This window comes from Orrella marina (genome assembly GCF_003058465.1).
Lineage (GTDB): Bacteria > Pseudomonadota > Gammaproteobacteria > Burkholderiales > Burkholderiaceae_B > Algicoccus > Algicoccus marinus.
Map to the genome: position 1 here is coordinate 2,556,330 of NZ_CP028901.1, position 23,097 is coordinate 2,579,426.

Annotated in this window: 19 protein-coding genes and 1 pseudogene; 15 read left to right on the forward strand and 5 right to left on the reverse strand. The window is 56.7% G+C overall.

The features are described from left to right. Positions 1-72: 72 nt before the first annotated feature. The 7 genes from ugpB (at position 73) to DBV39_RS11585 (ending at position 6,739) form a co-directional block, all read left to right on the forward strand. Complete coding sequence (ugpB, locus tag DBV39_RS11555; protein ID WP_407669189.1) at positions 73-1,377, forward strand: sn-glycerol-3-phosphate ABC transporter substrate-binding protein UgpB; 1,305 nt, start codon at positions 73-75, stop codon at positions 1,375-1,377. Between the two features lie 70 nt (positions 1,378-1,447). Continuing rightward, a complete protein-coding gene (gene ugpA, locus DBV39_RS11560) occupies positions 1,448-2,335 on the forward strand; it encodes a sn-glycerol-3-phosphate ABC transporter permease UgpA (RefSeq protein WP_108621652.1) in 888 nt (295 codons plus the stop codon). Positions 2,336-2,343: 8 nt separating this feature from the next. After that, positions 2,344-3,186 carry a sn-glycerol-3-phosphate ABC transporter permease UgpE gene (gene ugpE, locus DBV39_RS11565; protein WP_108621653.1) on the forward strand — a complete coding sequence of 281 codons (843 nt, stop codon included), beginning with the start codon at positions 2,344-2,346 and terminating at the stop codon, positions 3,184-3,186. Between the two features lie 22 nt (positions 3,187-3,208). Further along, entirely contained in the window at positions 3,209-4,252 is a 1,044-nt protein-coding gene (locus DBV39_RS11570) for an ABC transporter ATP-binding protein (protein ID WP_108621654.1), read from the forward strand. A 19-nt stretch (positions 4,253-4,271) separates the two neighbouring features. Then, a complete protein-coding gene (gene ugpQ / locus DBV39_RS11575) occupies positions 4,272-5,030 on the forward strand; it encodes a glycerophosphodiester phosphodiesterase (protein WP_108623244.1) in 759 nt (252 codons plus the stop codon). Between the two features lie 259 nt (positions 5,031-5,289). Continuing rightward, entirely contained in the window at positions 5,290-5,814 is a 525-nt protein-coding gene (locus tag DBV39_RS11580) for a class I SAM-dependent methyltransferase (RefSeq protein WP_159078916.1), read from the forward strand. 136 nt (positions 5,815-5,950) lie between these two features. After that, positions 5,951-6,739, forward strand: coding sequence for a class II aldolase/adducin family protein (locus DBV39_RS11585; protein WP_108621656.1), 789 nt, complete (start codon positions 5,951-5,953; stop codon positions 6,737-6,739). A 222-nt stretch (positions 6,740-6,961) separates the two neighbouring features. Here the strand turns inward: DBV39_RS11585 and DBV39_RS11590 are convergent, their stop codons facing one another. Together DBV39_RS11590 and mnmC are read right to left on the reverse strand one after the other, a co-directional pair. Then, entirely contained in the window at positions 6,962-9,145 is a 2,184-nt protein-coding gene (locus tag DBV39_RS11590) for a glycoside hydrolase family 31 protein (protein WP_108621657.1), read from the reverse strand. Between the two features lie 108 nt (positions 9,146-9,253). Beyond that, the gene (gene mnmC / locus DBV39_RS11595) at positions 9,254-10,909 is read right to left on the reverse strand and encodes an FAD-dependent 5-carboxymethylaminomethyl-2-thiouridine(34) oxidoreductase MnmC (RefSeq protein ID WP_159078917.1); all 1,656 of its coding nucleotides are present in this window, start codon (positions 10,907-10,909) and stop codon (positions 9,254-9,256) included. A gap of 146 nt (positions 10,910-11,055) precedes the next feature. On the opposite strand from mnmC, the gene DBV39_RS11600 reads away from it, so the two are divergent. After that, entirely contained in the window at positions 11,056-11,898 is an 843-nt protein-coding gene (locus DBV39_RS11600; protein ID WP_108621659.1) for an inositol monophosphatase family protein, read from the forward strand. A gap of 6 nt (positions 11,899-11,904) precedes the next feature. Here DBV39_RS11600 and DBV39_RS11605 read toward each other — a convergent pair whose 3' ends face one another. Continuing rightward, complete coding sequence (locus tag DBV39_RS11605; RefSeq protein ID WP_108621660.1) at positions 11,905-13,575, reverse strand: AMP-binding protein; 1,671 nt, start codon at positions 13,573-13,575, stop codon at positions 11,905-11,907. Between the two features lie 331 nt (positions 13,576-13,906). Here DBV39_RS11605 and DBV39_RS11610 point away from each other — a divergent pair, with 331 nt between their 5' ends. The 3 genes from DBV39_RS11610 (at position 13,907) to ppk2 (ending at position 17,648) form a co-directional block, all read left to right on the forward strand. After that, positions 13,907-15,103 carry a M20 aminoacylase family protein gene (locus DBV39_RS11610; protein ID WP_108621661.1) on the forward strand — a complete coding sequence of 399 codons (1,197 nt, stop codon included), beginning with the start codon at positions 13,907-13,909 and terminating at the stop codon, positions 15,101-15,103. Positions 15,104-15,120: 17 nt separating this feature from the next. After that, entirely contained in the window at positions 15,121-16,587 is a 1,467-nt protein-coding gene (mgtE, locus tag DBV39_RS11615) for a magnesium transporter (protein WP_108621662.1), read from the forward strand. A gap of 146 nt (positions 16,588-16,733) precedes the next feature. Further along, on the forward strand, positions 16,734-17,648 hold the full coding sequence (gene ppk2, locus DBV39_RS11620; RefSeq protein WP_108623245.1) for a polyphosphate kinase 2: 915 nt from the start codon (positions 16,734-16,736) through the stop codon (positions 17,646-17,648). Between the two features lie 6 nt (positions 17,649-17,654). Here ppk2 and DBV39_RS19520 read toward each other — a convergent pair whose 3' ends face one another. After that, entirely contained in the window at positions 17,655-17,798 is a 144-nt protein-coding gene (locus tag DBV39_RS19520) for a hypothetical protein (protein ID WP_159078918.1), read from the reverse strand. On the opposite strand from DBV39_RS19520, the pseudogene DBV39_RS20645 reads away from it, so the two are divergent. Continuing rightward, a pseudogene (locus DBV39_RS20645) lies at positions 17,797-19,574 on the forward strand (acyl-CoA dehydrogenase). The gene DBV39_RS19520 and the pseudogene DBV39_RS20645 sit on opposite strands and share 2 nt — an antisense overlap. Positions 19,575-19,670: 96 nt before the next feature. Here DBV39_RS20645 and DBV39_RS11635 read toward each other — a convergent pair. Next, positions 19,671-20,444, reverse strand: a complete 774-nt coding sequence (locus DBV39_RS11635; protein ID WP_108621665.1) for an enoyl-ACP reductase FabI — start codon at positions 20,442-20,444, stop codon at positions 19,671-19,673. A 193-nt stretch (positions 20,445-20,637) separates the two neighbouring features. On the opposite strand from DBV39_RS11635, the gene DBV39_RS11640 reads away from it, so the two are divergent. The 3 genes from DBV39_RS11640 (at position 20,638) to DBV39_RS11650 (ending at position 23,090) form a co-directional block, all read left to right on the forward strand. Further along, positions 20,638-21,453, forward strand: coding sequence for an HAD-IIB family hydrolase (locus DBV39_RS11640; RefSeq protein ID WP_227870606.1), 816 nt, complete (start codon positions 20,638-20,640; stop codon positions 21,451-21,453). Then, positions 21,450-22,103, forward strand: coding sequence for a LysE family translocator (locus DBV39_RS11645; protein WP_159078920.1), 654 nt, complete (start codon positions 21,450-21,452; stop codon positions 22,101-22,103). Before DBV39_RS11640 ends, DBV39_RS11645 begins: the two co-directional genes overlap by 4 nt. A 120-nt stretch (positions 22,104-22,223) precedes the next feature. Beyond that, positions 22,224-23,090 (forward strand): endonuclease/exonuclease/phosphatase family protein, encoded by an 867-nt coding sequence (locus tag DBV39_RS11650; RefSeq protein ID WP_108621668.1) that lies wholly within the window; start codon positions 22,224-22,226, stop codon positions 23,088-23,090. The last annotated feature ends 7 nt before the right edge of the window (positions 23,091-23,097 follow it).

Consider the following 23,097-nt stretch of genomic DNA (forward strand, 5'->3'; position numbering starts at 1 on the left):
GGGTTGCGCTTAGCCGTCAATCTGCATCGACGCAGATTCTGATTCACCAAAGGAGAAATGATGCTAAGGCACATGCCCACTCTGGCCGCCGCCGCAGTACTGTCCCTGTCAGCCCCACTCACCGCGCATGCCTCAACCGAGATCGTGTGGTGGCATTCGATGCAGGGTGCACTGGGTGACTGGGTCAACGACATCGCTGAAGACTTCAACAAATCGCAGAACGAGTACGTCGTGCGCCCTGTTTTCAAGGGGACCTACGATGAAGCCATGACTTCTGCCATTGCGGCATTCCGCGCAGGCCAGGCACCACACATCCTCCAGGTGTTCGAAGTCGGTACGGCGACCATGATGGCTTCCAAGGGCGTTGCTGTTCCGGTCTCGCAAGTCATGACCGAAGCTGGTTACACCTTTGATCCCGGCGCGTATATTCCGGCTGTGTCAGGCTATTACACCGCTCCGAGCGGTGAGATGATGTCCTTCCCGTTCAACAGTTCCACAACCGTTACCTGGTTTAACCTGGATGCACTTGAGAAGGCTGGCGTTCCGACAGACAATCTACCGACCACCTGGCCGCAGATTCGTGCGGCAGCCCAGAAACTCAAGGACAGCGGTCACGCCTGCCCGATGACAACGGCCTGGCAGGGCTGGACCCAGCTCGAGAGCTTCTCCACCTGGCACAACACAGAACTCGCCACACAGGGCAACGGCATGAACGGCCCCAATGCCCGACTGGTCGTCAACTCACCATTGCACGTGCGTCACATCGACAATCTGGCAGACATGTCAAAGAACGGACTGTTCGTCTACAAAGGCCGCGGCAGTGCGCCATCGGCTTCGTTCGAGTCGGGTGAGTGTGCAATTTCGTTCAACTCCTCGGCTGCCTATGCCGGTATCGCCAAGAACGCCAAGTTCAAGTTTGCAGTTTCACCGCTGCCTTACTACCCTGACGTCGAGGGCGCACCGCAAAACACAGTGATCGGTGGCGCCAGTCTGTGGGTCATGAGCGGCAAGGATGATCAGGACTACAAAGGCGTGGGTACCTTCTTCAACTATCTGTCAGATCCACAAGTCCAGTCGAACAACCACAAGCGCACCGGCTATCTGCCTGTAACGCTCGAATCGTTCAAACTGACTGAAGACTCTGGCTTCTACAAGGACAACCCTGGTACGGACGTCTCCGTCAACCAGATGATTCGAAAGACAACCGACAAGTCACGCGGCATCCGTCTGGGTAACTATGTTCAGATCCGTGCCATCGAGGACGAAGAACTTGAACAGGTCTGGGCTGGCAAGAAAACCGCCAAGCAAGCACTAGACGCCATCACCGAGCGCGGCAACGTCCTGCTCGAGCGTTTCGACGCGGCAGCCAATCGCTGATCCAGCCATTCCCGGCATTTCGTAACGACTCTGAGAACACAGCCCGACCTTCGTGTCGGGCTGTACAGTCATGACACTAAAAACCCAAATCACGTTTCAGTCGCGATGGTTGCCATGGGCATTGATCGCTCCGCAGGGACTAGTGGTCCTGGTATTCTTTTTCTGGCCTGCCGGCCAGGCCCTGATGCAATCATTCCAGCAAACTGATGCGTTCGGCATTACGACCGAGTGGGTGGGACTAGAGAACTTCAGAATTCTGCTCTCGGACCCGTCTTACTGGCACTCATTTCGTGTCACTGCCATTTTTTCTCTTCTGGTTGCGGGACTGGGACTCGGCCTGTCTCTGCTGCTTGCGGTTTTTGCCGACCGGATCGTACGTGCAGCCATGGTTTACCGGACACTGCTGATCTGGCCTTACGCAGTTGCACCAGCCGTTGCCGGCGTGCTCTGGCTATTCCTGTTCTCGCCCACCGTCGGTGTCGTCGCAAGACTGCTCTCTTCGATCGGTATTGAATGGAATTCGCTTCTGAACAGCGCACACGCGATGACGCTGATTGTCGTGGCATCCGTCTGGAAGCAGATTTCGTACAACTTCCTGTTCTTTCTGGCCGGACTGCAAAGCATCCCAAAATCATTGACCGAAGCCGCCATTCTTGATGGAGCAGGTCCGTGGAGACGCTTCTGGTCGATCCAGTTCCCGCTTCTGTCGCCTGTCACGTTCTTTTTGCTGGTGATCAACATCGTCTACGCATTCTTTGACACATTTGGAATCATTGACGCCACCACACAAGGTGGACCCGGAAAGGACACGGCCATTCTGGTCTACAAGGTTTACTTCGACGGCTTCAAGGCGATGGATCTCGGCAGTTCAGCCGCACAGTCCGTCATCCTGATGGTGCTTGTAATTGGATTGACTGCAATCCAGTTCAAGTATGTCGAAAAACGGGTCAACTACTGAGTCTCCCCATGGAAAAGAAGCCCTGGATTGATGTACTGAGCCATATCGTGCTGTGTGTCGGCATTCTGATCGTGGCATCTCCGATCTACATGGCCCTGATTGCCTCCACACACACGGCACAGGCGATGGCACAGTGGCCGATACCGCTCACACCGGGTAGTCACCTTCTGCAAAACTACGCGGATGCACTCAACGGATCTGGATCTGGACAGAGCATGGCTGTGGGTCGAATGATGTGGGTGAGCCTGGTGACAGCGCTTGGCATCGCCATAGGCAAGATCATCATTTCCCTGATGTCGGCGTTTGCTCTGGTGTACTTCAACTTCCGCTTCAAGACTCTGGTTTTCTGGGGGATTTTCGTCACCCTCATGCTGCCGGTCGAGGTACGCATCGTGCCAACCTTTGAAGTGGTTGCGAACCTGGGAATGCTCAACTCCTATGCCGGCCTGACCATTCCACTGATTGCTTCAGCCACGGCAACATTCCTGTTTCGTCAGTTCTTCAAGACGATCCCCAACGAGATCGTGGAGGCCGCGAAAATGGACGGAGCCGGACCAATCCGCTTTCTGATCCACATCCTGATCCCGCTATCGGCCACCAGCATTGCCGCTCTGTTCGTCATCCAGTTCATCTACGGGTGGAACCAGTATCTGTGGCCACTACTGATCAGCACCAATGAAGACATGTATCCAGTGGTCGTCGGAATCAAACGCATGATTCCCGCTGGTGATGCCCAGACGGAATGGAACATCATCATGGCCACTGCGATCCTCGCGATGACACCTCCTCTTCTAGTCGTGATGTTCATGCAGAAATGGTTTGTCAAAGGCCTGGTCGAGTCCGATAAATAACACTCACACATTCACAACTCATATGTCAGCGATCGAATTCGTTCATGTCAACAAGATTTATGGTGACCGGGCCAGACCTGCTTTTCAGGCCATTCATGATTTCAACGCCACGATCAAGCCATCTGAACTGGTCGTGATTGTGGGCCCCTCTGGTTGTGGAAAATCGACACTGCTCAGGATGGTCGCAGGGCTGGAAAGCATCAGTGAAGGCCAGGTCATCATCAATGGACATGTCGTCAACGACCTCGATCCATCCAGACGCAACATTGCGATGGTGTTCCAGAACTATGCGCTCTATCCACACATGAGTGTCAAGGCCAACATGGCATACGCGCTGAAGATTGCCGGGATGAAGCAGTCCGAGATTGACCTGCGTGTACAGGAAGCAGCCAGCATTCTGGGATTGAATGAAATGCTCGAGCGCAAGCCGCGCGAACTATCGGGTGGCCAGCGACAGCGGGTCGCAATGGGAAGGGCAATCGTCAGACAGCCTGCCGCCTTTCTGTTTGATGAGCCGCTGTCGAACCTTGATGCAAAACTCCGAGTCCATACCCGGCTGGAGATCCAGAAACTGCACCGGCGCCTGGCGGTCACCATGCTGTTTGTCACGCATGACCAGATCGAGGCCATGACGCTGGCTGACCGCATGATCGTCATGAATGGCGGCAGGATCGAGCAATTTGACACGCCTGAAGTCGTCTATAACCGACCGGCAACCATGTTTGTAGCGGGATTCATCGGGTCACCCGCCATGAACCTGCTTCACCATGTTCCGGGCATACCGCAAGGCAAGGTACTGGGAATAAGACCCGAGCACGTGACGCTGCAGCCCTCTGATTTCGATCCGGACGTGCAAAGGTTCTCAGGCCTGCGCGCCATGGTCGAAACCATCGAATTGCTGGGTGCAGAACGCCTTGTTCACGCGCGACTGGGAGACGAGCCACTCGTCATTCGACTGGATGCGGCTGCTCCCCCTCCTGTCATCGGTGACTCGGTCCGGATCCAGATCGCCACACATCTCATACACTGGTTCGATGCTGCAAGCGGCCTCCGGATCGAACCTTGAAAACCTGGCAAAAATCAGAATGAAACAGAAAGACTGGCCGTACCCTCAATGGATTGCGCACCGCGGTGCAGGACTGCACGCCCCCGAAAACACATTGGCGGCGTTTCGTTATGGATATCAAGCGGGCTACAGGATGTTCGAGTGCGACGCCAAGCTCACAGCAGATCACCAGATCATCCTGCTGCACGACGCCACGCTGGACCGCACCACCAATGGCACCGGGCTGGCCAGCGAAGTCAGCTGGGATCAGGCCCAACGACTCGATGCCGGTCAGTGGCACAGCACCCTGTACGCTGGGGAACCGGTTGCAACGCTGGACAGACTGAACGCATTCTGTCAGGCCAATGACTGTATGCTGAACATCGAAATCAAACCAGTTCCCGGTCACGAGCTGATCACCGGCACATTGATTGCACAAGCTGCCTGCGCCGCTTGGCAAGAATGCGAAATCAAGCCGCTGCTGAGTTCGTTTAGCGTCGATGCATTGCGTGCGGCAATGGAAGCTGCACCCGAGCTCGCTCGCGCGCAGTTGATGCACACACTTCGTCCGCAGTGGCAATCGACTGTGAATGAACTGCAATGTCATGCGCTGATCTGCAACCACGAAATCGTGTCGGCTGATATCGTGGGTAGCGTGCATGAAATGGGCATGCGCTGTCTGTCCTACACCGTCAACGATGAACTGACGGCTCGACGTCTGATTAATCTGGGTATCGACGGACTGATCACCGACGAAGTGGAGCGTTTTGATCCACGAAATGGCTTCAAATCGATCTGAACGATTGTCATTCACTGTCAGATTCGGGACTGATACTCGGGTCCCTGGCAGACTGCCATCCAGAATCACTTGAACGTGGACGTTTCACACACTATGATTCGCGGTGTTTCCTCCATGTCAGACGGATTGGCATGCGCTCAAGAAAGCCATATTTTCAGAAAGCGACCCGCCGAATGTACGCGTGTGCACCATATATGAGGTGCAACTTTTCTGAGGCCCATCTGTCATGCTTTAATGATAGATTACTGAATAACGAATAGTGACTCATTTGCACGGCGTCTTCCTCAATCGCTTTCTTGCCAAACCCAAATCAGTTGGAGCCTTGCTGCCTTCGTCGCGTCATCTCGGCAGACAGATGGCCAAAGCCGTCACTGAGCTGCCTGCGGTTGAGTCCGTTGTCGAAATCGGAGCAGGGACTGGTTCGATTACCCGGCATCTGCAGCCATTCAACCCCGTTGTCGTTGAAATTGAAGAGGCATTCGCCCTCCTGCTCAGGCAGCGCTTTCCGCAACTCGACATTCGCCATGGCTGTGGATTGCAATTTTTGCAGTCGCTCGAACAGTCAATTGGCTTGGTCATTTCAGTTCCACTGATCAACAATCCGTTACGCGACAGATTTATCGAGTCAATTCGGCAAGGTCACGAATCTGGACATATCAAATGGTGTGTCATCTTCACTTATGGCCTTTCCAATCCGCTGGAAGGCACCGGGTTTGCCTGTTCGCGTCGACGTAAATGGGTCGTGGCAAACGTGCCGCCAGCTCATGTCTGGGTCTACTACTAGTCAATCCCCCCAGACGTCCTGCATCAGCACTCGGTTTTTGAGAATTCCTGTTTCCTGCGACCGCACTGGAGTCCCGCCGTGCGGTATAAAAAGCGCAGAAGAATTTCGTGAACACACCGTCACAGTGAGGAACAGAATGGTAGAGAATGGACGACTCGTCATCCCGAGTATCAAAGACAAGGTTTCACCCGAGGAATGGCAGGCCCGTATCGACCTGGCTGCCTGTTACCGGCTCGTTGACATGTATGGCATGTCCGATATGATGGCTAACCACATTTCGGCACGAATACCGGGTGAGGAAGGAACCTATCTGATCAACCCTTATGGTCTGATGTACGACGAGATCACAGCATCCTGCCTGATTAAAGTCGACATGCAGGGCAATGTGATCTACAAACCGGATTTCGGCGAACTGAACTACGGCGTCAACCGGGCGGGGATCGTTATTCATAGTGCCATTCACGAAGCGCGCCACGATGTCGCCTGCGTGATTCACACCCATAGCTGGGCATCCATGGCCGTGTCTTCGCTGGAATGTGGTTTGTTGCCACTGACACAGACTGCTATGCGGTTTCTCAAAATCAGCTACCATGACTATCAGGGAGTGGTACTCAACGATGAGGAAAAGGAATCGCTTGTTGCAGACCTTGGAACAGGTGAAGCACTGATTCTGCGTAACCACGGTGCACTGACCGTTGGACGATCTGTCGGGGAAGCCTTTAACTGGATGCACCGTCTGGAGCTTTCTTGCTTTTCCCAGCTTGCCGCGATGGCCTGCAACACGCCCATGGCCAAGGTGCCATCAGCAGTGCTGGAGGAGACCTGGAACAATTACCAGCCCGGCACCCGCCGTCCATACGGTCTCATGGAATGGCCAGCGCTGCTGCGAAAGCTTGACCGCACCGACCCGTCCTACAAAACCTGATCAAGCATACTGATTCACGTACAGCAGGTTCTGCAACCCCGGCCTGAATGAGAGTCGGTGGATACTGTGCTGCAGGATGAGGCGCCATGGTCGCCGGTAAAGTGTGCCAGAACGGAAAGGCCTGAAGGACAGCAATGTCTTTCAGGCCTTTCCGCTGGACGGGATGACAAAGAAGACGGCGATACAGGAAAAACCTGATCGCCCTCCAACCGAGATAACCGGTTACCGGGCTCGGGAGATTCTGACCTCCGCCCCTCTTCGCTTGACCTCAAGCCCTTCTGACGGCATGATCTTGAGACCTTCCAGACCCTTGATGTAACTCGAACCTTGCATCTGCATGACCCGTATCTTGTTACGCATCACAACCGGGTTGTGAACCGGCATACCGAACATCCAGACCTCTTCGAGTATGCGCGCCGAGTTGAACTCTCCCGTGTGACTGGCAGCTGGCCCAAGGCAAAGCATGTGACCTTCACGGCCAAAGAGCGGGATACTGTCCAGACCGACTTCCAGTGTCAAAGTCGTACCTCCCTCATAACGCCACCCGGTCGCCAGATCCCACCAGGCATCTCCTTCAGGCAGGTAGATCTCGGTCTGCTTACCGGGATGGGTAACAGGTGCAACCAGCACAGCCGGACCAAGGAGATACTGCGTATCCCACTCATGCGCCACTAGATCAGCCGGGAAGCTCATTGCCATGGATCGCTGGACTGGCAAACCGGTCCTGGCCGCATCTTCGATCGCGCCCAGGACATAAGGGATCAGACGATAGCGCCATTGCATCCAGTGCGCCATGGCTTCTCGAGAAGTATCATCCCATTTATCAGACATCAAGGCAGCCGGGTTCTCGAACTGGAAGTTCCCGGAAAAAACAGCCATGGCAAGCCAGCGCAAGGTCAGTTGCGTATCAACTGTTGCGGGGTCCTGGCTCTCGTCTCCGATGGCAAGCATCTGTAAAGGCACACCGCTGGAACCCGTCGAGAGCGCAAGTCGAATGGCTTCGCACATTCCTCCCCATGACTGCTCTACCACGGTGGGTGCCTGCCACGGGAAGCGCTGCGCCGCAGGCATCAGATCACTGGTCAGCACAACACCTTCTGGCGGCACCTTGTTCCCGGCCCAGGCTTCGAACAGCGCTGTTCGTGTCAGTACAGGATACAGCGTACGCAAAACCGCACCAGACTCACCAGAACGCGCGGTGATGTCGTCGGGAATATCGAACTGGGTGCTACAAGAAACGGCCGCGACTCCGTCCTCGGCCAACTGACGATGCCGTTCGGTCCAGACCTGGTAGACGTCCTTATGAGTCAGATCAAGCAGCGCAAAATCATCCCCGCCGGTGACATCATTACCTGTAAAGACACAAGCATCCGCCGTATCTTCATTTGCCAGCAACCAGCCTCGATCCTCTAGCTCGGCAAAGGTAGACGAACTTGCCTTGATAGCAGGCAGTGTGGGCAGACAGACGTGAACTGATTCGCTCGCAAACAGATCAAGTGCTCGTTTCGGATCCGGGAACCGTTCGGCATCCCACTCAAGCGACAACTTGGCCTCGTTGAAACTCCAGGCCATCGGCTCTCGCATCATGACTGCGTCAAGGCAAACTCCCTGTTCGCGCAGTTTGCGCACAAGTTCGAGCAACTGACTCGCAGAACAGTCCCTGGGCTGCCGGAGCCAGGCACCCAGCGCCCACAGAGAGGGTTGTCCGGCTCGCCCCGTCAAGGCTGTGTACTGGTTCAGAATATCCCCGGGATCACCGGCAAACAGGAATATGTCAAACACCGGACTCTGAAAGTAGACCCTGTAAGCGTTGGGGTCATCGACACCAACATCATGGTCGGTCCGTCCGGGCGCATTGACGTAAAGTCCCCAACCTGTCGGGCTCCACGCAAGTGGAAGCGCGCGATGAGCGGGATCGTCCGAGACAATGTACTCTCCTCGCCGGTTCAAGTCAGTCGAAGTCTGTCCGAGACCATGAACGGCTTCATCGGGTCGCAATTCCATTGCGACACTCCAGTGCCCGTCCTGATGGCAAATCCCGTCAGACGTACTGCTTGCAACAGGATGCATCCGGTCTTCTTCATCAAACCGGACCAGCGAAATACGAAATGGACTTTGTCCGAGGATGACCCCGGTCTGTCCGTGTCGAATCAGCCAGCTTGCGGGTTCCTGGACTACTGTGAGCTCGGCCTCACCAATCACTTCAGCCCGGGCCAGAAGCATTTCTGCCTGGGCTCGGGCGCGGGGTCTGGCGGGCAGGTCGCTCGCCACCGCATCGGACTCACCAATGCGAAGACGATACATGCCTGGAGCATGCGGTTCGACAACGAGCCTGGATCCAGAACCTGCATCAAAGAGATGTTTAGATGCGCTACTCTCAAGTAGTTTGAGTGTGTCTAGGTTCATGTGCAATGGGAATGGAGAAACGGCTAAACCCCTATTTTGACGGATTTAGCGCATTTTATAAACTTGGTTCATCAAAAACCTGACAAAAAGGCAAAACTTCACACTAACTCACAGAAATCCGGACGCAATATTGGCCAGAAGAACACGCTCGAGTGCAGGCGCTCTCGCCTGAAGCAAGTCTGCAATCAGGTGGGCCTGAAGGCTGGACCATGTCAGACCTCGAGACGCACCCGCCGTACAGACAAACAGACCCGGATCAGCCCCAACGGGTCCGACAACAGGTAGCCGACCGGGCACTACGGCCCGCCAGCCAGCCCACCCAGGCCAGCTACTCACCCCGTCTCCGACCTGCCCCGGCAGATCCGGCAGGTTCAACAGGCTCGCGACTCGCTGAAGATTCTCCGCCCGCCCCTGGTCTGTCACCTGCGCCTGGCTGGCATCCCGTACATAAGTTCCACCGGCCACACACCAGCCATCAACTGCCGGCAGCACGTAACCGTCGCCCCCGAGGATACAGCGTGGCCCGCTCGCAATCACTTGTTCCGGAATCCATGTCACTTCCCCTGCCAGCCGGTGCATGACCTGCATACGCCTGATGCCCGCATCATCTGCCTGACCAGACAGGTCAACCGGACTACGCGCCAGCAAAGATGGCGCATCACCCGCGGTGGCCAGCACCACGGCACCGGCGTGTGCCAGAGCTTCACCGTGAGCACCAAACACCACCCATTGTCCAGCACGGCGCTCAACGCGACACACCTTGGCAACCTGCACGGTCACGCTGGCCTGTTGTACCAGCGTCTGTAGCAGCGATGGCACGCGAATCAGCCAGCCGCCTGGCATCCACAAACCACCTCGATCCAGCTGACAGCCCGCCAGATCAGACGCCTCGCGTACATCCACGGAACGAGCCCACTGCGGCAGATCAAATCCGGCTGCAACCTTTGCCAGATCGACCTGACGACGAGCTCCCCGCGGCTTTTGCAGTTGCAACGCCCCGCAGCGACGTCCAACACTCTCAGGCAGTTCACGCCAGAGACGGTCAGCCATCAGTGCGCCGGCTCTCGAGAGCCTGCTTCTGACGTTGTCATCTGCCGAGATGACGGGCGTGAGTGCAGCGGCCAGATGACCGTGATGCACACCCTGAGGACCCAACGGATCGTGCTCATCAAGAACCGTGACGGCGAACCCGCGATGACTCAACGCATGGGCGACGGTCAGCCCGGCGATGCCTGCGCCTACCACCGCCACACTGGCACCCGGACTGACAGCGCAATCATCACGCAACCAGATGCAAGGTGAACGCATAGGTTTCATTTTCGTAACCGCCAGACCCGGAACAATTCGCCCGCTCGCCCGCTCGATCACCACTCCATCAGCTCGCAAGAGCGTAGACAACTGCCCCGGTGAAAGCCCGGCAAATGGCTCATCAGGCTCCTGTTCACACCCGAGCGACTCGGTCAGGATGGCATCGGCCTGCACACAAAGCTGCGCAGCCAGTTCGCCCGGATCACTTCCAGTGCGGCGAACCATCAATGTGAGTACCAGGCCGAATTCCAGGGCATCCAGCCGGTGCATACCTGGCAATCCGTACTCTGGTGCAAGTTTGCGCGCAAGCTCCGACGCCCCCCACCCACAAGCGTCTGTTGCCCCATAAAGGTTGAGAACCAGATCACCCGCATTCGCAGGCCCGAGCGCCTGAATCAGCCCGCGACGAAACACCCTTGCCCAGGAAAGCATCGCGTCAGGTGCGTTGCCCGACAAGTCCACAATCGTAATCTGGAACGGCTTTGTTAAAGTTCCAGATCCCCTGTGTCGCAACGATGAAACAAAGGCGCGATAATCTGTCACAGTTATCCTTTCTCGTCGTACTGATTCTGTTGTCTCATACTTGCCGGATACCTAGCCCGATGCTGCCTTTGACTGACTACCTCGAAACCGCCGTGCAGGCTGCCCACGCCGGCGCCGCTATTCTCAACAGTTACCGTAGCGCCCCCAACAGTCTGGTGATCGACTTCAAGGGCAGAAACGACCTGGTTTCCCAGGCTGACAGGGAATCAGAGCAGGCTGTCATCGAAATCTTGCGTGCCGGCACGCCGGAACTCGGAATTATCGCCGAGGAATCTGGGGGACAGTCAGAAGGTGCGGCCACCTGGCATATTGACCCACTGGATGGGACGACCAACTACTTGCACGGAATTGGCCACTTTGCAGTCTCGATCGGACTTGTAGCGCACGCGGGCACTAAAGATCCGACCGGTCAGGTTCTGGAGGCGGATACACCCGTTCTTGGCGTGATCTACGACCCAAGCAGGGAAGAAATCTTTACCGGTCTGCGTGGTGTCGGCGCCTGGTGCAACGGTCACCGTATCCAGCATTCTGGCGTCACGCAGATGGAGAACGCGCTGATTGCAGCGGGCATCCCGGTTCGGGAACTGGATCAGATCGATGCTTACATGAATGTCATCAAGGATGTCGTGCTTTGCACCCGAGGCATCCGTCGCAACGGCGCTGCAGCTCTCGATCTCGCCTGGGTTGCATGCGGACGTGTTGATGGCTATTTTGAAGAGAAACTTAGCACCTGGGATATTGCAGCTGGTGTGGTGATTGCCAGCGAAGCCGGTGCCCGGGTATCTGACCCACTTGACTCTGAGGCCGCGTGGCCTGCGGCAGGTCGCCTGGTGGCGGCCGGCCCGGGGATACACGACGCTCTGGTTTCGGTTTTTCGGGCGCACATGCAGTCTGCCACCTGACCGGACTCAGTCGTACATCTGACGCAAGATCCTGCGCAAAGTCTTGCCAACTGCATTTTTTGGAAGACTGTCCACCAACACGAACTCCCGGGGGCGTTTGTAGGGTGTCAGCCGGTGCTCACTCCAGCGAGCAAGCGACGCTTTGTCGACCTCGGCGACACGAGGAACGACGAACAGTTTGATCGCCTCGCCTGACTGAGCATCAGGAAAACCAACCGCAGCACACTCGAGCACATCGGGATGCTCTGCGAACACCGCGTCGATTTCGGCAGGATAGACATTGAAGCCAGACACAAGCACCATGTCTTTCTTCCTGTCGACCAGCGTGATACAGCCCTGCTGATCCACAAACCCGAGGTCGCCCGTGAGAAAAAAACCGTCCGCCGTCATGCACTCCAGCGTCGCCTGCGATGCCCGCCAGTAACCGGCCATGACCTGAGGACCGCGAACAGCAATCTCGCCGACCTCCCCCATCGCAACAGGATGACGGTCACCGTCAAGCACTTGTATCCCTGTACCTGGCAAAGGCCTTCCAACCGAACCTGTGAACCGGGTTGAATCGGTCTGACAGGCGCTGATAACCGGGGACGTTTCAGACATGCCATATCCCTGTATGACAGGTCGACCCGTCAGTTCCTGCCATTGTTCGGCGACCGATTGATGCACTGCCATGCCACCTCCAAGCGTCAACCGCAAACTCGAAAAATCCAGCTTCCTGAATCCGTCGTGCCGCAAAAGCGCATTGAACAGCGTGTTCACACCCGGGAAGATCTCCGGGGGATTGGCCTTCCACGTCTTGACCAGGGTATCAAGGTCACGGGCATTGGTCACCAGGACAATCCGCATACCGGCATGCAGGGAATACAGCGCACAGACCGTCATTGCAAAGACGTGATACAGAGGCAACGCAGTAAACATCGTCAGCGGACGGTCCAGCAAATGGCCAATCGCCGGATGTGCCACCTCGCCCACCTGCAGAATATTGGCGACCAGATTGGCATGGGTGAGCATGGCCCCGCGTGGCTCGCCGGTCGTACCACCTGTGTACTGAATGAATGCCAGATCGCTAGCTTGTAACCGCGGCAAGCGCGGTGCGCCCTGCTCTTGCTGTATTTGACGCCCTTGCCCGCTTCGCTCATACACGCGTCCGTTCTCCAGCACCTGTGTAAACAGACAGGATTTGGGCAAGCGCCAGGGTTTGATCCCGCGCTTGACGTAGTGTGCGACGAAGTTGATCAGACCGGACTTGAATCTGGGAAGCAAATCGCCAGCCCGGACGACAACCTGATGACGAGGCTGATCACGCAACGGCAGTTGCGCAAGCGTGTGCGCAAACGCCTCAAACACAACGATGACCTGGCTTTCGCTGTCTCGCAACTGGGTTGCCAGCTCTCTTGCCGTGTAGAGTGGGTTGACGTTTACGACAACAAGTCCTGCCCGCAGAGTTCCTAGCAAGGCCACCAGGCTTGCCGTCACATTCGGCAACATGATGGCGACCCGACTCTGGGCAGGCAATCCGAGCGAAACCAGCCAGTGTGCCCACTGGCTGGCTAGCGCATCGAGTTGCCCATAAGTAGTGGCGTGCCCGAAACTCAAACACGCAGTACGGTCCCGGTGCCTGGCCATGGCCTGGTCCAGCAAATCAACCAGTGACGCGTAGCTGCGCAGATCCTTCATTGCCCCCGACTCCCCAAGTTTTCATAACAATGAAACGTATTTTGGAACGATAATAAGGTTTTTTACAGGTCAGGTCGCGGGTGACCCTTGCAGGTTTTTACACACGCGTCTGACCCTTGAAACCATTGATTTGCGACCTTCGGGCGAGTGCCCGCTGCCTACCTGCGGCTTTTTGGCCGGGCCAGTCATGCAGGGTGTGCCCCGTCCGGTCACCACCCATCGCGACTACCCGACTTCAACAATTAAGTCCCGGGCCCTCGTTGATCCACCCAGTGGTCGACAACAGCCCTTGAACTTCAACTGATAAATCACCCCCTCCAGCGAGCGACGTATGAAACTGATCGAACCGATTTTGCAGTGGCACGACGAGTTCCGAACGATTCGCCGGGACATCCATGCTCATCCGGAGCTGGCCTTCGAAGAACACCGCACCGCTGACGTCGTCGCGCGCCTGTTAACCGAATGGAACATTCCGATCGACCGCGGACTAGGCCAGACAGGTGTGGTCGGCATCATCGAAGGCCGATCCACTGACGGTCCAGCCATCGGCCTGCGCGCAGACATGGATGCCCTGCCTATGTCAGAAGCCAACTCTTTTGAACATGTCAGCCGGCACGAAGGCATCATGCACGGCTGTGGCCATGATGGTCACACTGCCATGCTGCTCGGCGCAGCGCGCTACCTGGCGCAACACCGCGAGTTCGACGGCACTGTCTATCTGATTTTCCAGCCTGCCGAGGAAGGGGCTGGGGGCGCGCGCAAGATGATCGAGGATGGACTGTTCAAAAAGTTTCCGATGCAGGCGGTCTTTGGCATGCACAACTGGCCAGGAATGCCCGCTGGCCAGTTTGGTGTCACGCCAGGACCGATCATGGCATCAAGCAGCGAGTTCTTCATTGACATTGAAGGCAAAGGCACACACGCTGGTATGCCTCACCTGGGCGCAGACCCCATCATGGCCACAATTCAGGTGGCCCAGGCGCTGCAGACCATCGTCAGCCGTAATCGCCACCCGATGGAAGCAGCGGTGGTGAGCATCACCCAGGTCCATGCCGGCAGCGCAACCAACGTCATTCCGACCCAGGCGCAGATGGTCGGCACGGTTCGCACATTCACCTACGACACGCTGGACATGATCGAATCCCGGATGGGCGAGATTCTGCATAACTGCTGTGAGGCCATGAACTGCAAGGCAACCATGCGCTTTGAACGTAACTACCCGCCCACGATCAACACTGAAGCTGAAACCGCGCTCTGCGTGGAGGTCATGCGCAGTATCGTGGGCGACGATCATGTCGATCCCCGTGTCGTTCCAACCATGGGAGCTGAAGACTTTTCTTTCATGCTCGAACAAGTGCCCGGTTGCTATTGCTGGATCGGTAACGGTGTGGGTGAACATCGGGAGGCCGGACATGGCCTTGGCCCGTGCACGCTACATAACGGCTCTTACGATTTTAACGATGAACTGCTGCCGCTTGGTGCGACTTACTGGGTCAAGCTGGTCGAGCACTGGTTCTCCAAAGACTGACTCAGGTGGTGACAGAAATGGCTGAAACAGTTTCCTCCCCTGAAAAACCCAACAGACGGCTGGATCCGGAAGACGCACAACTGGCTCTGGCACGCGTTCAGGAGCAACTACGCAGACACGCACTAGTCGAGTACCTTGTTCATCAGCAGGAAGAAGGCGACGAGCGTGGGCCATTGGTCGAAGGACTGATGCACCGGCAGCACGAGCAGGAACTGCGCTCCCTCGTCAACGACCTCCATCCTGCAGACATTGCATTCATCCTGGAATCGCTGCCCAAAGAAGAGCGCCAGCTGATCTGGCAAATGGTGCAATCCGAGTTTGATGCAGACGTGCTGCTGGAGGTTGCCGACTGGGTCAGGCAGTCTCTGATCGAGACAATGGATCGGGCCGATCTGGTGGCAGCGACCGAGAACATGGAGGCCGACGAGATTGCCGACCTGGTCGCGAATCTCCCTCCGGACGTGATTGCCGAAGTCCAGAAAGGACTGACGGTCAAGGAAAGAGCCCAGCTGATCGAAGCCATGGGTTATCCGGAAGACAGTGTCGGCGGCATCATGGACTTCGAGATGGTGCGCGTACGCGACGACGTCTCCCTCGAAGTCGTTCTACGATATCTGAGGCGTCAGCCGGAGCTGCCCGATCACACAGACCAGATATTTGTGGTCGACCGCACTGATCGCCTGCTTGGTGTACTGTCGCTGTCCACCCTGCTGGTCAACGATCCGGACTCCATGGTGCGTGACGTGATGAGCACTGACTACCTGACACTGAATCCCCATGATACTGACGCTGAGGCAGCTGGCGCATTCGAACGTTACGACCTGGTTTCAGCGCCGGTTGTGGATGATCGAGGCAGACTGATCGGACGGGTCACCATCGCCGATGTGGTGGACGTCATCCGGGAAGACAGCGACGAGCAGGCCCTGTCTCGAGCGGGTATGCAGGAAGAAGATATTTTTGCACCGGTCCTGCGTGCGCTTCGCAATCGCGCCCCATGGCTGTTACTGAACCTCTGTACGGCTAGCACTGCGGCATTCGTTGCGTCACGATTTGAAGACACGGTCAGTCATATCGTGGTGCTTGCGTTTCTGATGTCCATCGTCGCAGGCATCGGCGGCAACTCTGGCAACCAGACAATGACGCTGATCATCCGCGCCCTGGCTGTCGGCCGGGTAACGAACCAGAATGCCTGGCAACTGGTCAAACGCGAATTTCTGGTCACACTGCTCGTGGGCCTGGCCGGAAGCTTTGTCGCCGGGTTGTTTGCATGGTGGATTTCAAGCTCGATCCCTATCGCTCTGGTCATGATCGCAGCCATGATAGGGAACATGCTGATCGGCGCGCTTGTTGGAGTCATGGTGCCCATGGTCCGGGCGCGGTTTGGAAAGGATCCCGCCATTGGCTCATCTGTCTTGTTGACTTTTGCCACAGACTCGCTCGGCTTTTTTCTGTTCCTCGGGCTCGCCACGCTGTTTCTGGTTTGAATCGACTACCATGATTCAACGGCAAGGACTTGCAAGCATGAATTGCTGACACAAACCTGTCATAACTCAGCTTTATGCTTGGCTGGCGGACTGCCGGATCTACCCTCACGATCCGGCAGTCCAGACTCGAACCGACCCTGAGAATTATGACCAATCCAGAGAACTTTCTGCAACGTGCACAAGCAGACCTCATTGACAGTTACGACGAAGAACTCGAGATGGAGCTTGACGACGATCGTATTGACGAACTGCTGCTCGATGCCCCTGCCACCAGAGGCAACGGCATGGACCGTCGCCTGTACTTCAAAGATCTCTTCAGGCTCCAGGGTGAGCTCGTCAAGCTGCAAGACTGGGTCGTTGCCCAGAAACTGAAAGTTGTCGTCATTTTTGAAGGAAGGGATGCTGCCGGCAAGGGCGGTGCAATCAAACGCATCACCCAGCGACTCAACCCCAGGGTCTGTCGGGTTGCCGCACTGCCGGCTCCGAGCGAACGGGAAAAGTCGCAGTGGTACTTCCAGAGGTACATCAGCCACTTGCCGGCTGGTGGAGAAATCGTACTGTTTGACCGAAGTTGGTATAACCGCGCGGGTGTCGAGCGAGTCATGGGTTTCTGCTCAGACGAAGAGTACGAGGAGTTCTTCCGTTCGGTGCCTGCGTTCGAGACGATGCTGGTGCGCTCAGGCATCCTGTTGATCAAGTACTGGTTTTCCATCACTGATGACGAACAGCACACCCGGTTCCAGATGCGTATCCGTGACCCGCTCAAACAATGGAAGCTGAGCCCGATGGACCTGGAGTCAAGGCGCCGGTGGGAGGACTACACCAAAGCCAAGGAAACCATGCTTGATCGCAGCCACATCCCTGAAGCACCATGGTGGATCGTCGAGGGCAACGACAAGAAACGCGCACGCCTGAACTGTATTCACCACCTGCTGTCGCAGGTACCCTACCAGGAGATCGGGCATCCGGAGGTCATCTTGCCGGCCCGCGTTCACCACCCTGACTACACTCGCCATCCCGTACCTCGTGACATGGTCGTTCCAGACCACTACCAGGACTGACAAGGACTACTCAAGGTAGTGGTCGTAGACCTTGGCGCTCGCGCACGGCAAATCCCAATGCGCTTGCAAGCCAGCCTGCGATATGATGGTTCCTTGTCCGGGCAAATGCCTGACCCTCAATCCCCTGTCGACAAGTCTGGAGGTTTGCATGCCCGCGCCATATCAAGCACCCATTGCCGAGATGGCATTCCTGCTAAATCACGTTACTGGCCTGAATCGAACCCGGGATTTACCAGAGTTCAGCGAATGCTCATCCGATGTTGCACAAGCTGTTTTGCGGGAGGCGGCCCGTTTTGCGCAGGAGATCATTTCTCCCTTGAACGAGACTGGCGAACAGCAACCGCCTCGTGTCTCCAACGGCGTAGTCACCACATCGCCGGGTTACCGTGACGCGTACCAGCAGTTTGTCGCAGCTGGCTGGAACGGACTGTCGAGCCCTGCGGAACATGGTGGGCAGGCACTCGGCCAGGCCATTTCGACAGCCGTCTCTGAAATGTGGCAGTCAGCAAGCATGTCATTTGGCCTGTGTCCGATGCTCACGGCAGGCGCAATCCATGCCATCGAGCATCACGCGAGCGAAGATCTGCAGCGCCTGTTTCTCGAGCGCCTGGTCAGCGGCGAGTGGACGGGCACGATGAACCTGACGGAACCACAGGCCGGTTCTGATCTCGCAGCCATCACCACCAAGGCGATACCAAGCGGAGATCACTATCTGATCAAAGGTTCAAAAATCTACATCACATACGGCGAACATGACATGGCGCAGAACATCATCCATCTGGTCCTGGCCAGACTGCCTGATGCGCCCGCCGGAGTCAAAGGCATCTCGTTATTCATCGTTCCCAAGTATCTCGTCACCGAAAATGGCAGTCTGGGGCACGCAACGATCTGACGTGCGTATCACTGGAACACAAAGTCGGAATTCATGGCAGTCCGACTGCGGTCATGCGCTATGGCGATCATCAGGGAGCGACCGGTTATCTGATTGGCGAGCCACACCAGGGACTCGCGTACATGTTCACCATGATGAACCACGCCCGTTTGCAGGTTGGCCTGCAAGGCGTTGCCGTTTCCCAGCGCAGCTTGCAACAAGCCAGCGACTACGCTCACGAACGGATACAAGGTCGGACCCTCCTGGCCGGCACATCAGGAGGACCCAGCCCGATCGCGTTGCATCCCGACGTTCAGCGCATGTTGCTATCAATGCAAGCCAGAACCCAGGCCATGCGTGCTCTGGCGCTCGAAGCAGCGACCGAGCTTGACCTGAGCAGCCAGTCTGACAAGACTGCCGCCCTCAAGGCGCAAACGCGGGTTGATCTGCTGATCCCTATCGTCAAAGGCTGGTGCACAGAGCAGTCGGTGGAGATATCGTCTCTGGGGGTCCAGATTCATGGCGGCATGGGATACATAGAAGAAACCGGAATAGGACAGCTCTGGCGCGACGCCAGAATCACCCCCATTTATGAGGGCACAACGGCGATTCAGGCTAACGATCTGATTGGTAGAAAGATTTTGCGTGACCAGGGCGCAGCCATGTCCGAACTGGTGAACGAAATCCGCGACACGGCCACCACGCTCGCCACCAGTCAGGACAAGCACCTCGCAAGACTTGGGCAACAAATCGAACAGGGCGCAGCCACGCTGCAAGCCAGCGTCAGATGGTGCCTCGAAACGGCAAACAAGGACACAGCTGCCGTGTACTTTGGTTCGGTGCCAATGTTAATGCTTGCCGGATATGTGCTCGGGGGATGGATGATGGGCCGAAGTGCACTGGCTTGTCAGGAATCACACCACACGATTGACCCGCAATTGGGCAGAACACAGACCCGCCTCGCGCTGGTTTACGGTGATCTTGCCCTGGTTCCGTCACTGGGGCTGTCCCACGCCATCACCAGCGCATGTGATGTGCTGGCCACCCGTGAGTGATCGGCAAAGGGTAGTGTGCAAGTCAATTCCCGCAACGGAAAGGATCGTGTACCGTGCACGCCTTTGGCTGTTCGCTCACCCGAAAGCCCGTCCACGTTACGCCATGAAATGGAAGCCACCGTCCACATAAATGGTCTGACCGGTCATCCCAGCCGACTCGCTGGCGCAGAGAAACGCCGTCAGGTTTGCCACCTCTTCGATCGTGACCAGACGACGCAAAGGACTGCGTTCCTGAGCCATGGTCATCAGACCATCAAAATCCCGTATTCCCGACGCAGCCCGGGTCAGAATAGGTCCTGGAGACACAGCGTGTACACGATACCCCAGAGGACCTAGCTCGGCCGCGAGATATCGGACGGTCGATTCCAGGGCTGCCTTGACGGGCCCCATGATGCCGTAGCTTGGCACCACTTCCTCTGCACCGTGATAGCTCATGGTGACAAGGCTGGCCCCCGGGTTGAGATGGGGCAACACCAGACGGGCGGTCTCTGCGAAGGAGTGGCAGGATAGTGACATGGCCTTGGCAAAACCGTCGCGCGAACTGTCCACGACCCGACCATGCAGGTCCTGGGCAGGCGCCCACGCGATCGAATGCACCACAAAATCCAGCTGCCCCATGTCCTGCACGGCCTGTTGCACAAACCGCTCGAGGTCGCCCGGCACGCCAACATCGCAAGTCATGAGCTGGACACCCAGAGGCTCAGTCACTTTTGCAGCGAAAGACCTTGCCTTGTCACCCACGCAACTGACCTGCATCTGTGAGCCTAGCGCGTGCAGTCTTCGCACCACCGCAGCGGCAATACTCGATTCATTGGCAAGCCCGAGAACCAGTCCCTTGCGCCCATCCAGACTACAAAACCCGTTTTGCATGTCACTCCTTATTGGCCAATCAATCGCCGATCATAGACCCAATCGGGTGTCATTTCCCGCGTCCGGTGCAATCAGTCAACTCACTCGCCCGTTGCACGAACAGCCCAGACCGTCACCACTGAACTGATGCCAAAACACCTCGATCATGCGAACATTCCGCCTTTACAGCATCGTTTCCCACCGGAGTATTGAATTGCAACCACTGAATCAACTTGATCCGTCAAAAGCCGCTGCGATCAGCACGGTCTTGTGCGATATTGACGACACCGTCACCACCGAAGGCATGCTCACAGCGCGTGCTTATCAGGCTCTGGAGGATCTGGGCGCGGCCGGCGTTCGCGTCATACCGATTACAGGAAGGCCTGCTGGCTGGTGCGACCATATTGCCAGGATGTGGCCTGTGTTTGCAGTCGTGGGGGAAAATGGTGCTTTCTACATGCGCTATGACCGGCACCTGAACAAGATGTTCCAGCACTTCTGGGCCCCTGCCGATGTTCGGCGGACAAACCGCCAGAAGCTGGACGAACTGGCAGACAAAATCCTGCAGGCCGTTCCAGGATGTGCGCTGGCCAGTGACCAGCCTTACCGGATTGCAGACCTGGCGGTGGATTTCTGCGAGGATGTGTCCCCACTGAACGAGAAGGCCATCGATCAGATTGTGGACCTGTTCGTACAAGCCGGTGCCCAGGCTAAAGTCAGCTCGATCCATGTCAATGGCTGGTTTGGCAATTACGACAAACTCACCATGACCGAAACGTTGTTTGAACGGGAACTGCCTGCGATGCTGCCCTCTTTGCAACAAAATGTGCTTTTCATCGGAGATTCGGCCAACGATGCACCCATGTTCGGACACTTCGCTCTGTCTGTCGGGGTGGCTAATGTCAACTCACAGATTCACCGCATCCAGACCCCGCCCCGGTTTGTCTGCCAGGGTCACTCCGGAGATGGCTTTGTGGAAATGGCCCGCTACCTTCTGAATGCCAGAGGATGGGTCCGCCAGGCAGAATGAGCCTGTTCGATGCATTGGCGCTGTTTGTCATCATGGCCACACTGGCCGCGTTGCCCAGTGCAAGTGTTCTCCTGGTGGTGAGCCAGACCGTCAGGCACGGGACGCGTCATGGCTACTGGGCCGTCGCCGGCATTGTGACGGGTGATCTGTTGCTTCTGGCAATCGCCATCCTTGGGATGAGTGAGGTATCCATCCGGTTTGAGGCTGCTTTCTCGCTATTACGGACAATTGGTGCTTTTTACTTACTCTGGATTGGCTGGCAGCTCGTTCGGGGCGCTCGTGAGCCTTTGAGGCTGCCACCAGCCAGCTCGCCTGACCACAGGGGCCTCATTCATCCATCCGGTCCTGCAGCCTTTCTGGGAGCACTCGCACTCACATTCGGTGACATCAAGGCACTCATGTTCTACGCCAGCCTGCTCCCGACCTTGGTCAACCTCCGGACACTCTCCGGCAATGACGTCCTGACGCTTTTGAGCGTGACCATCCTTGCGGTCGGAGCAACCAAATGCGTGTATGTGCATCTCGGCCAGACAGTCTCACACTCCGGACACCTCTCACGACTTCGCCGATATATCTCGCCCGTGGCAGGTGTGGCACTCATGGCTACGAGTGGCTACCTGCTGATAACCGTGCTGACCGACAACTTCTGAGTCTGAGGCACCATCTTCGAAAGGATGAGCGCGCCAGCCTTGTCAGTATCTGCAGTGGTACAAACGCGTCAACTGCGGTAGATTTCAGGATTGAGTAATGCGCAAGAGACTGGACCAATCATGAACATCGTGACCTGGAATACACAGTGGTGCAAAGGTCTTGACGGGATAGTGAGCCCTGAACGGATTATCGCTGGTGCACGCTCGCTACTGGACTTTGATGTGATCTGCCTGCAAGAGATCGCAATCAACTATCAAGGCCTGACCGGTGATGCCGCACCGAATCAGGCACTGGAAATCGAGGCACTGCTGCCAGGCTACCAAGTCGTATTTGGTGCGGCTGTTGATGAGCAGCCGCTGGGAAAAGATGAACGTCAGCAGTTCGGCAACCTGATCGCCAGCCGGCTGCCAATCCTTCAAATTCAGAAGGTTTGCCTGCCGTCTCCGGTTGACCTTGAAGACCCCAAACCCGGCATGTCGAGAATCTGCCTGGTTTGCACCCTCCAGGCCACATGGGGCCCTGTGCGGATTATGACGACGCACCTGGAGTATCACAGTCAGCCGCAGCGTCAGGCGCAGATTAGTGCCATCGCCAACTGGCATGAGATGGCCAGCCTGCAGGCCTTGCATCCAGCCCCTGGACAGCCCGCCGACCTGGACACCCCGTATCAGTCAAAGCCTCACACGCTCGACACGATACTTTGTGGTGATTTCAATTTTGAGCCAGACAGCCCGGAGTATCAGATCATCACAGACCCCGCACGAAGCAACCCGCTGCGTGACGCATGGGCTCACAATCATCCCGACCAGCCTCATCCGCCCACGTTCAGGCTGTACGACGAAACCTACGGTCCAGAACCGGTCAGTTGTGATTTCTTTTTTGTCAACGAGTCGATTGCCAACAGAGTCAGAAACACCAGGGTCGACACACTCACGCAGGTGTCAGACCATCAGCCCGTGAGCATTGAACTCAGTTCGGCAACTTGAGGTCCAC

Coding starts and splice junctions, on each gene's coding strand:
- DBV39_RS11600 (WP_108621659.1), top strand. CDS start 11,056: ATGCTGCCTTTGACTGACTACCTCGAAACCGCCGTGCAGGCTGCCCAC.
- DBV39_RS19520 (WP_159078918.1), bottom strand. CDS start 17,798: ATGCAAACCTCCAGACTTGTCGACAGGGGATTGAGGGTCAGGCATTTG.
- ugpE (WP_108621653.1), top strand. CDS start 2,344: ATGGAAAAGAAGCCCTGGATTGATGTACTGAGCCATATCGTGCTGTGT.
- DBV39_RS11645 (WP_159078920.1), top strand. CDS start 21,450: ATGAGCCTGTTCGATGCATTGGCGCTGTTTGTCATCATGGCCACACTG.
- DBV39_RS11570 (WP_108621654.1), top strand. CDS start 3,209: ATGTCAGCGATCGAATTCGTTCATGTCAACAAGATTTATGGTGACCGG.
- DBV39_RS11605 (WP_108621660.1), bottom strand. CDS start 13,575: ATGAAGGATCTGCGCAGCTACGCGTCACTGGTTGATTTGCTGGACCAG.
- DBV39_RS11590 (WP_108621657.1), bottom strand. CDS start 9,145: ATGAACCTAGACACACTCAAACTACTTGAGAGTAGCGCATCTAAACAT.
- ugpA (WP_108621652.1), top strand. CDS start 1,448: ATGACACTAAAAACCCAAATCACGTTTCAGTCGCGATGGTTGCCATGG.
- ugpB (WP_407669189.1), top strand. CDS start 73: ATGCCCACTCTGGCCGCCGCCGCAGTACTGTCCCTGTCAGCCCCACTC.
- ugpQ (WP_108623244.1), top strand. CDS start 4,272: ATGAAACAGAAAGACTGGCCGTACCCTCAATGGATTGCGCACCGCGGT.
- DBV39_RS11610 (WP_108621661.1), top strand. CDS start 13,907: ATGAAACTGATCGAACCGATTTTGCAGTGGCACGACGAGTTCCGAACG.
- DBV39_RS11650 (WP_108621668.1), top strand. CDS start 22,224: ATGAACATCGTGACCTGGAATACACAGTGGTGCAAAGGTCTTGACGGG.
- ppk2 (WP_108623245.1), top strand. CDS start 16,734: ATGACCAATCCAGAGAACTTTCTGCAACGTGCACAAGCAGACCTCATT.
- DBV39_RS11585 (WP_108621656.1), top strand. CDS start 5,951: ATGGTAGAGAATGGACGACTCGTCATCCCGAGTATCAAAGACAAGGTT.
- DBV39_RS11635 (WP_108621665.1), bottom strand. CDS start 20,444: ATGCAAAACGGGTTTTGTAGTCTGGATGGGCGCAAGGGACTGGTTCTC.
- mgtE (WP_108621662.1), top strand. CDS start 15,121: ATGGCTGAAACAGTTTCCTCCCCTGAAAAACCCAACAGACGGCTGGAT.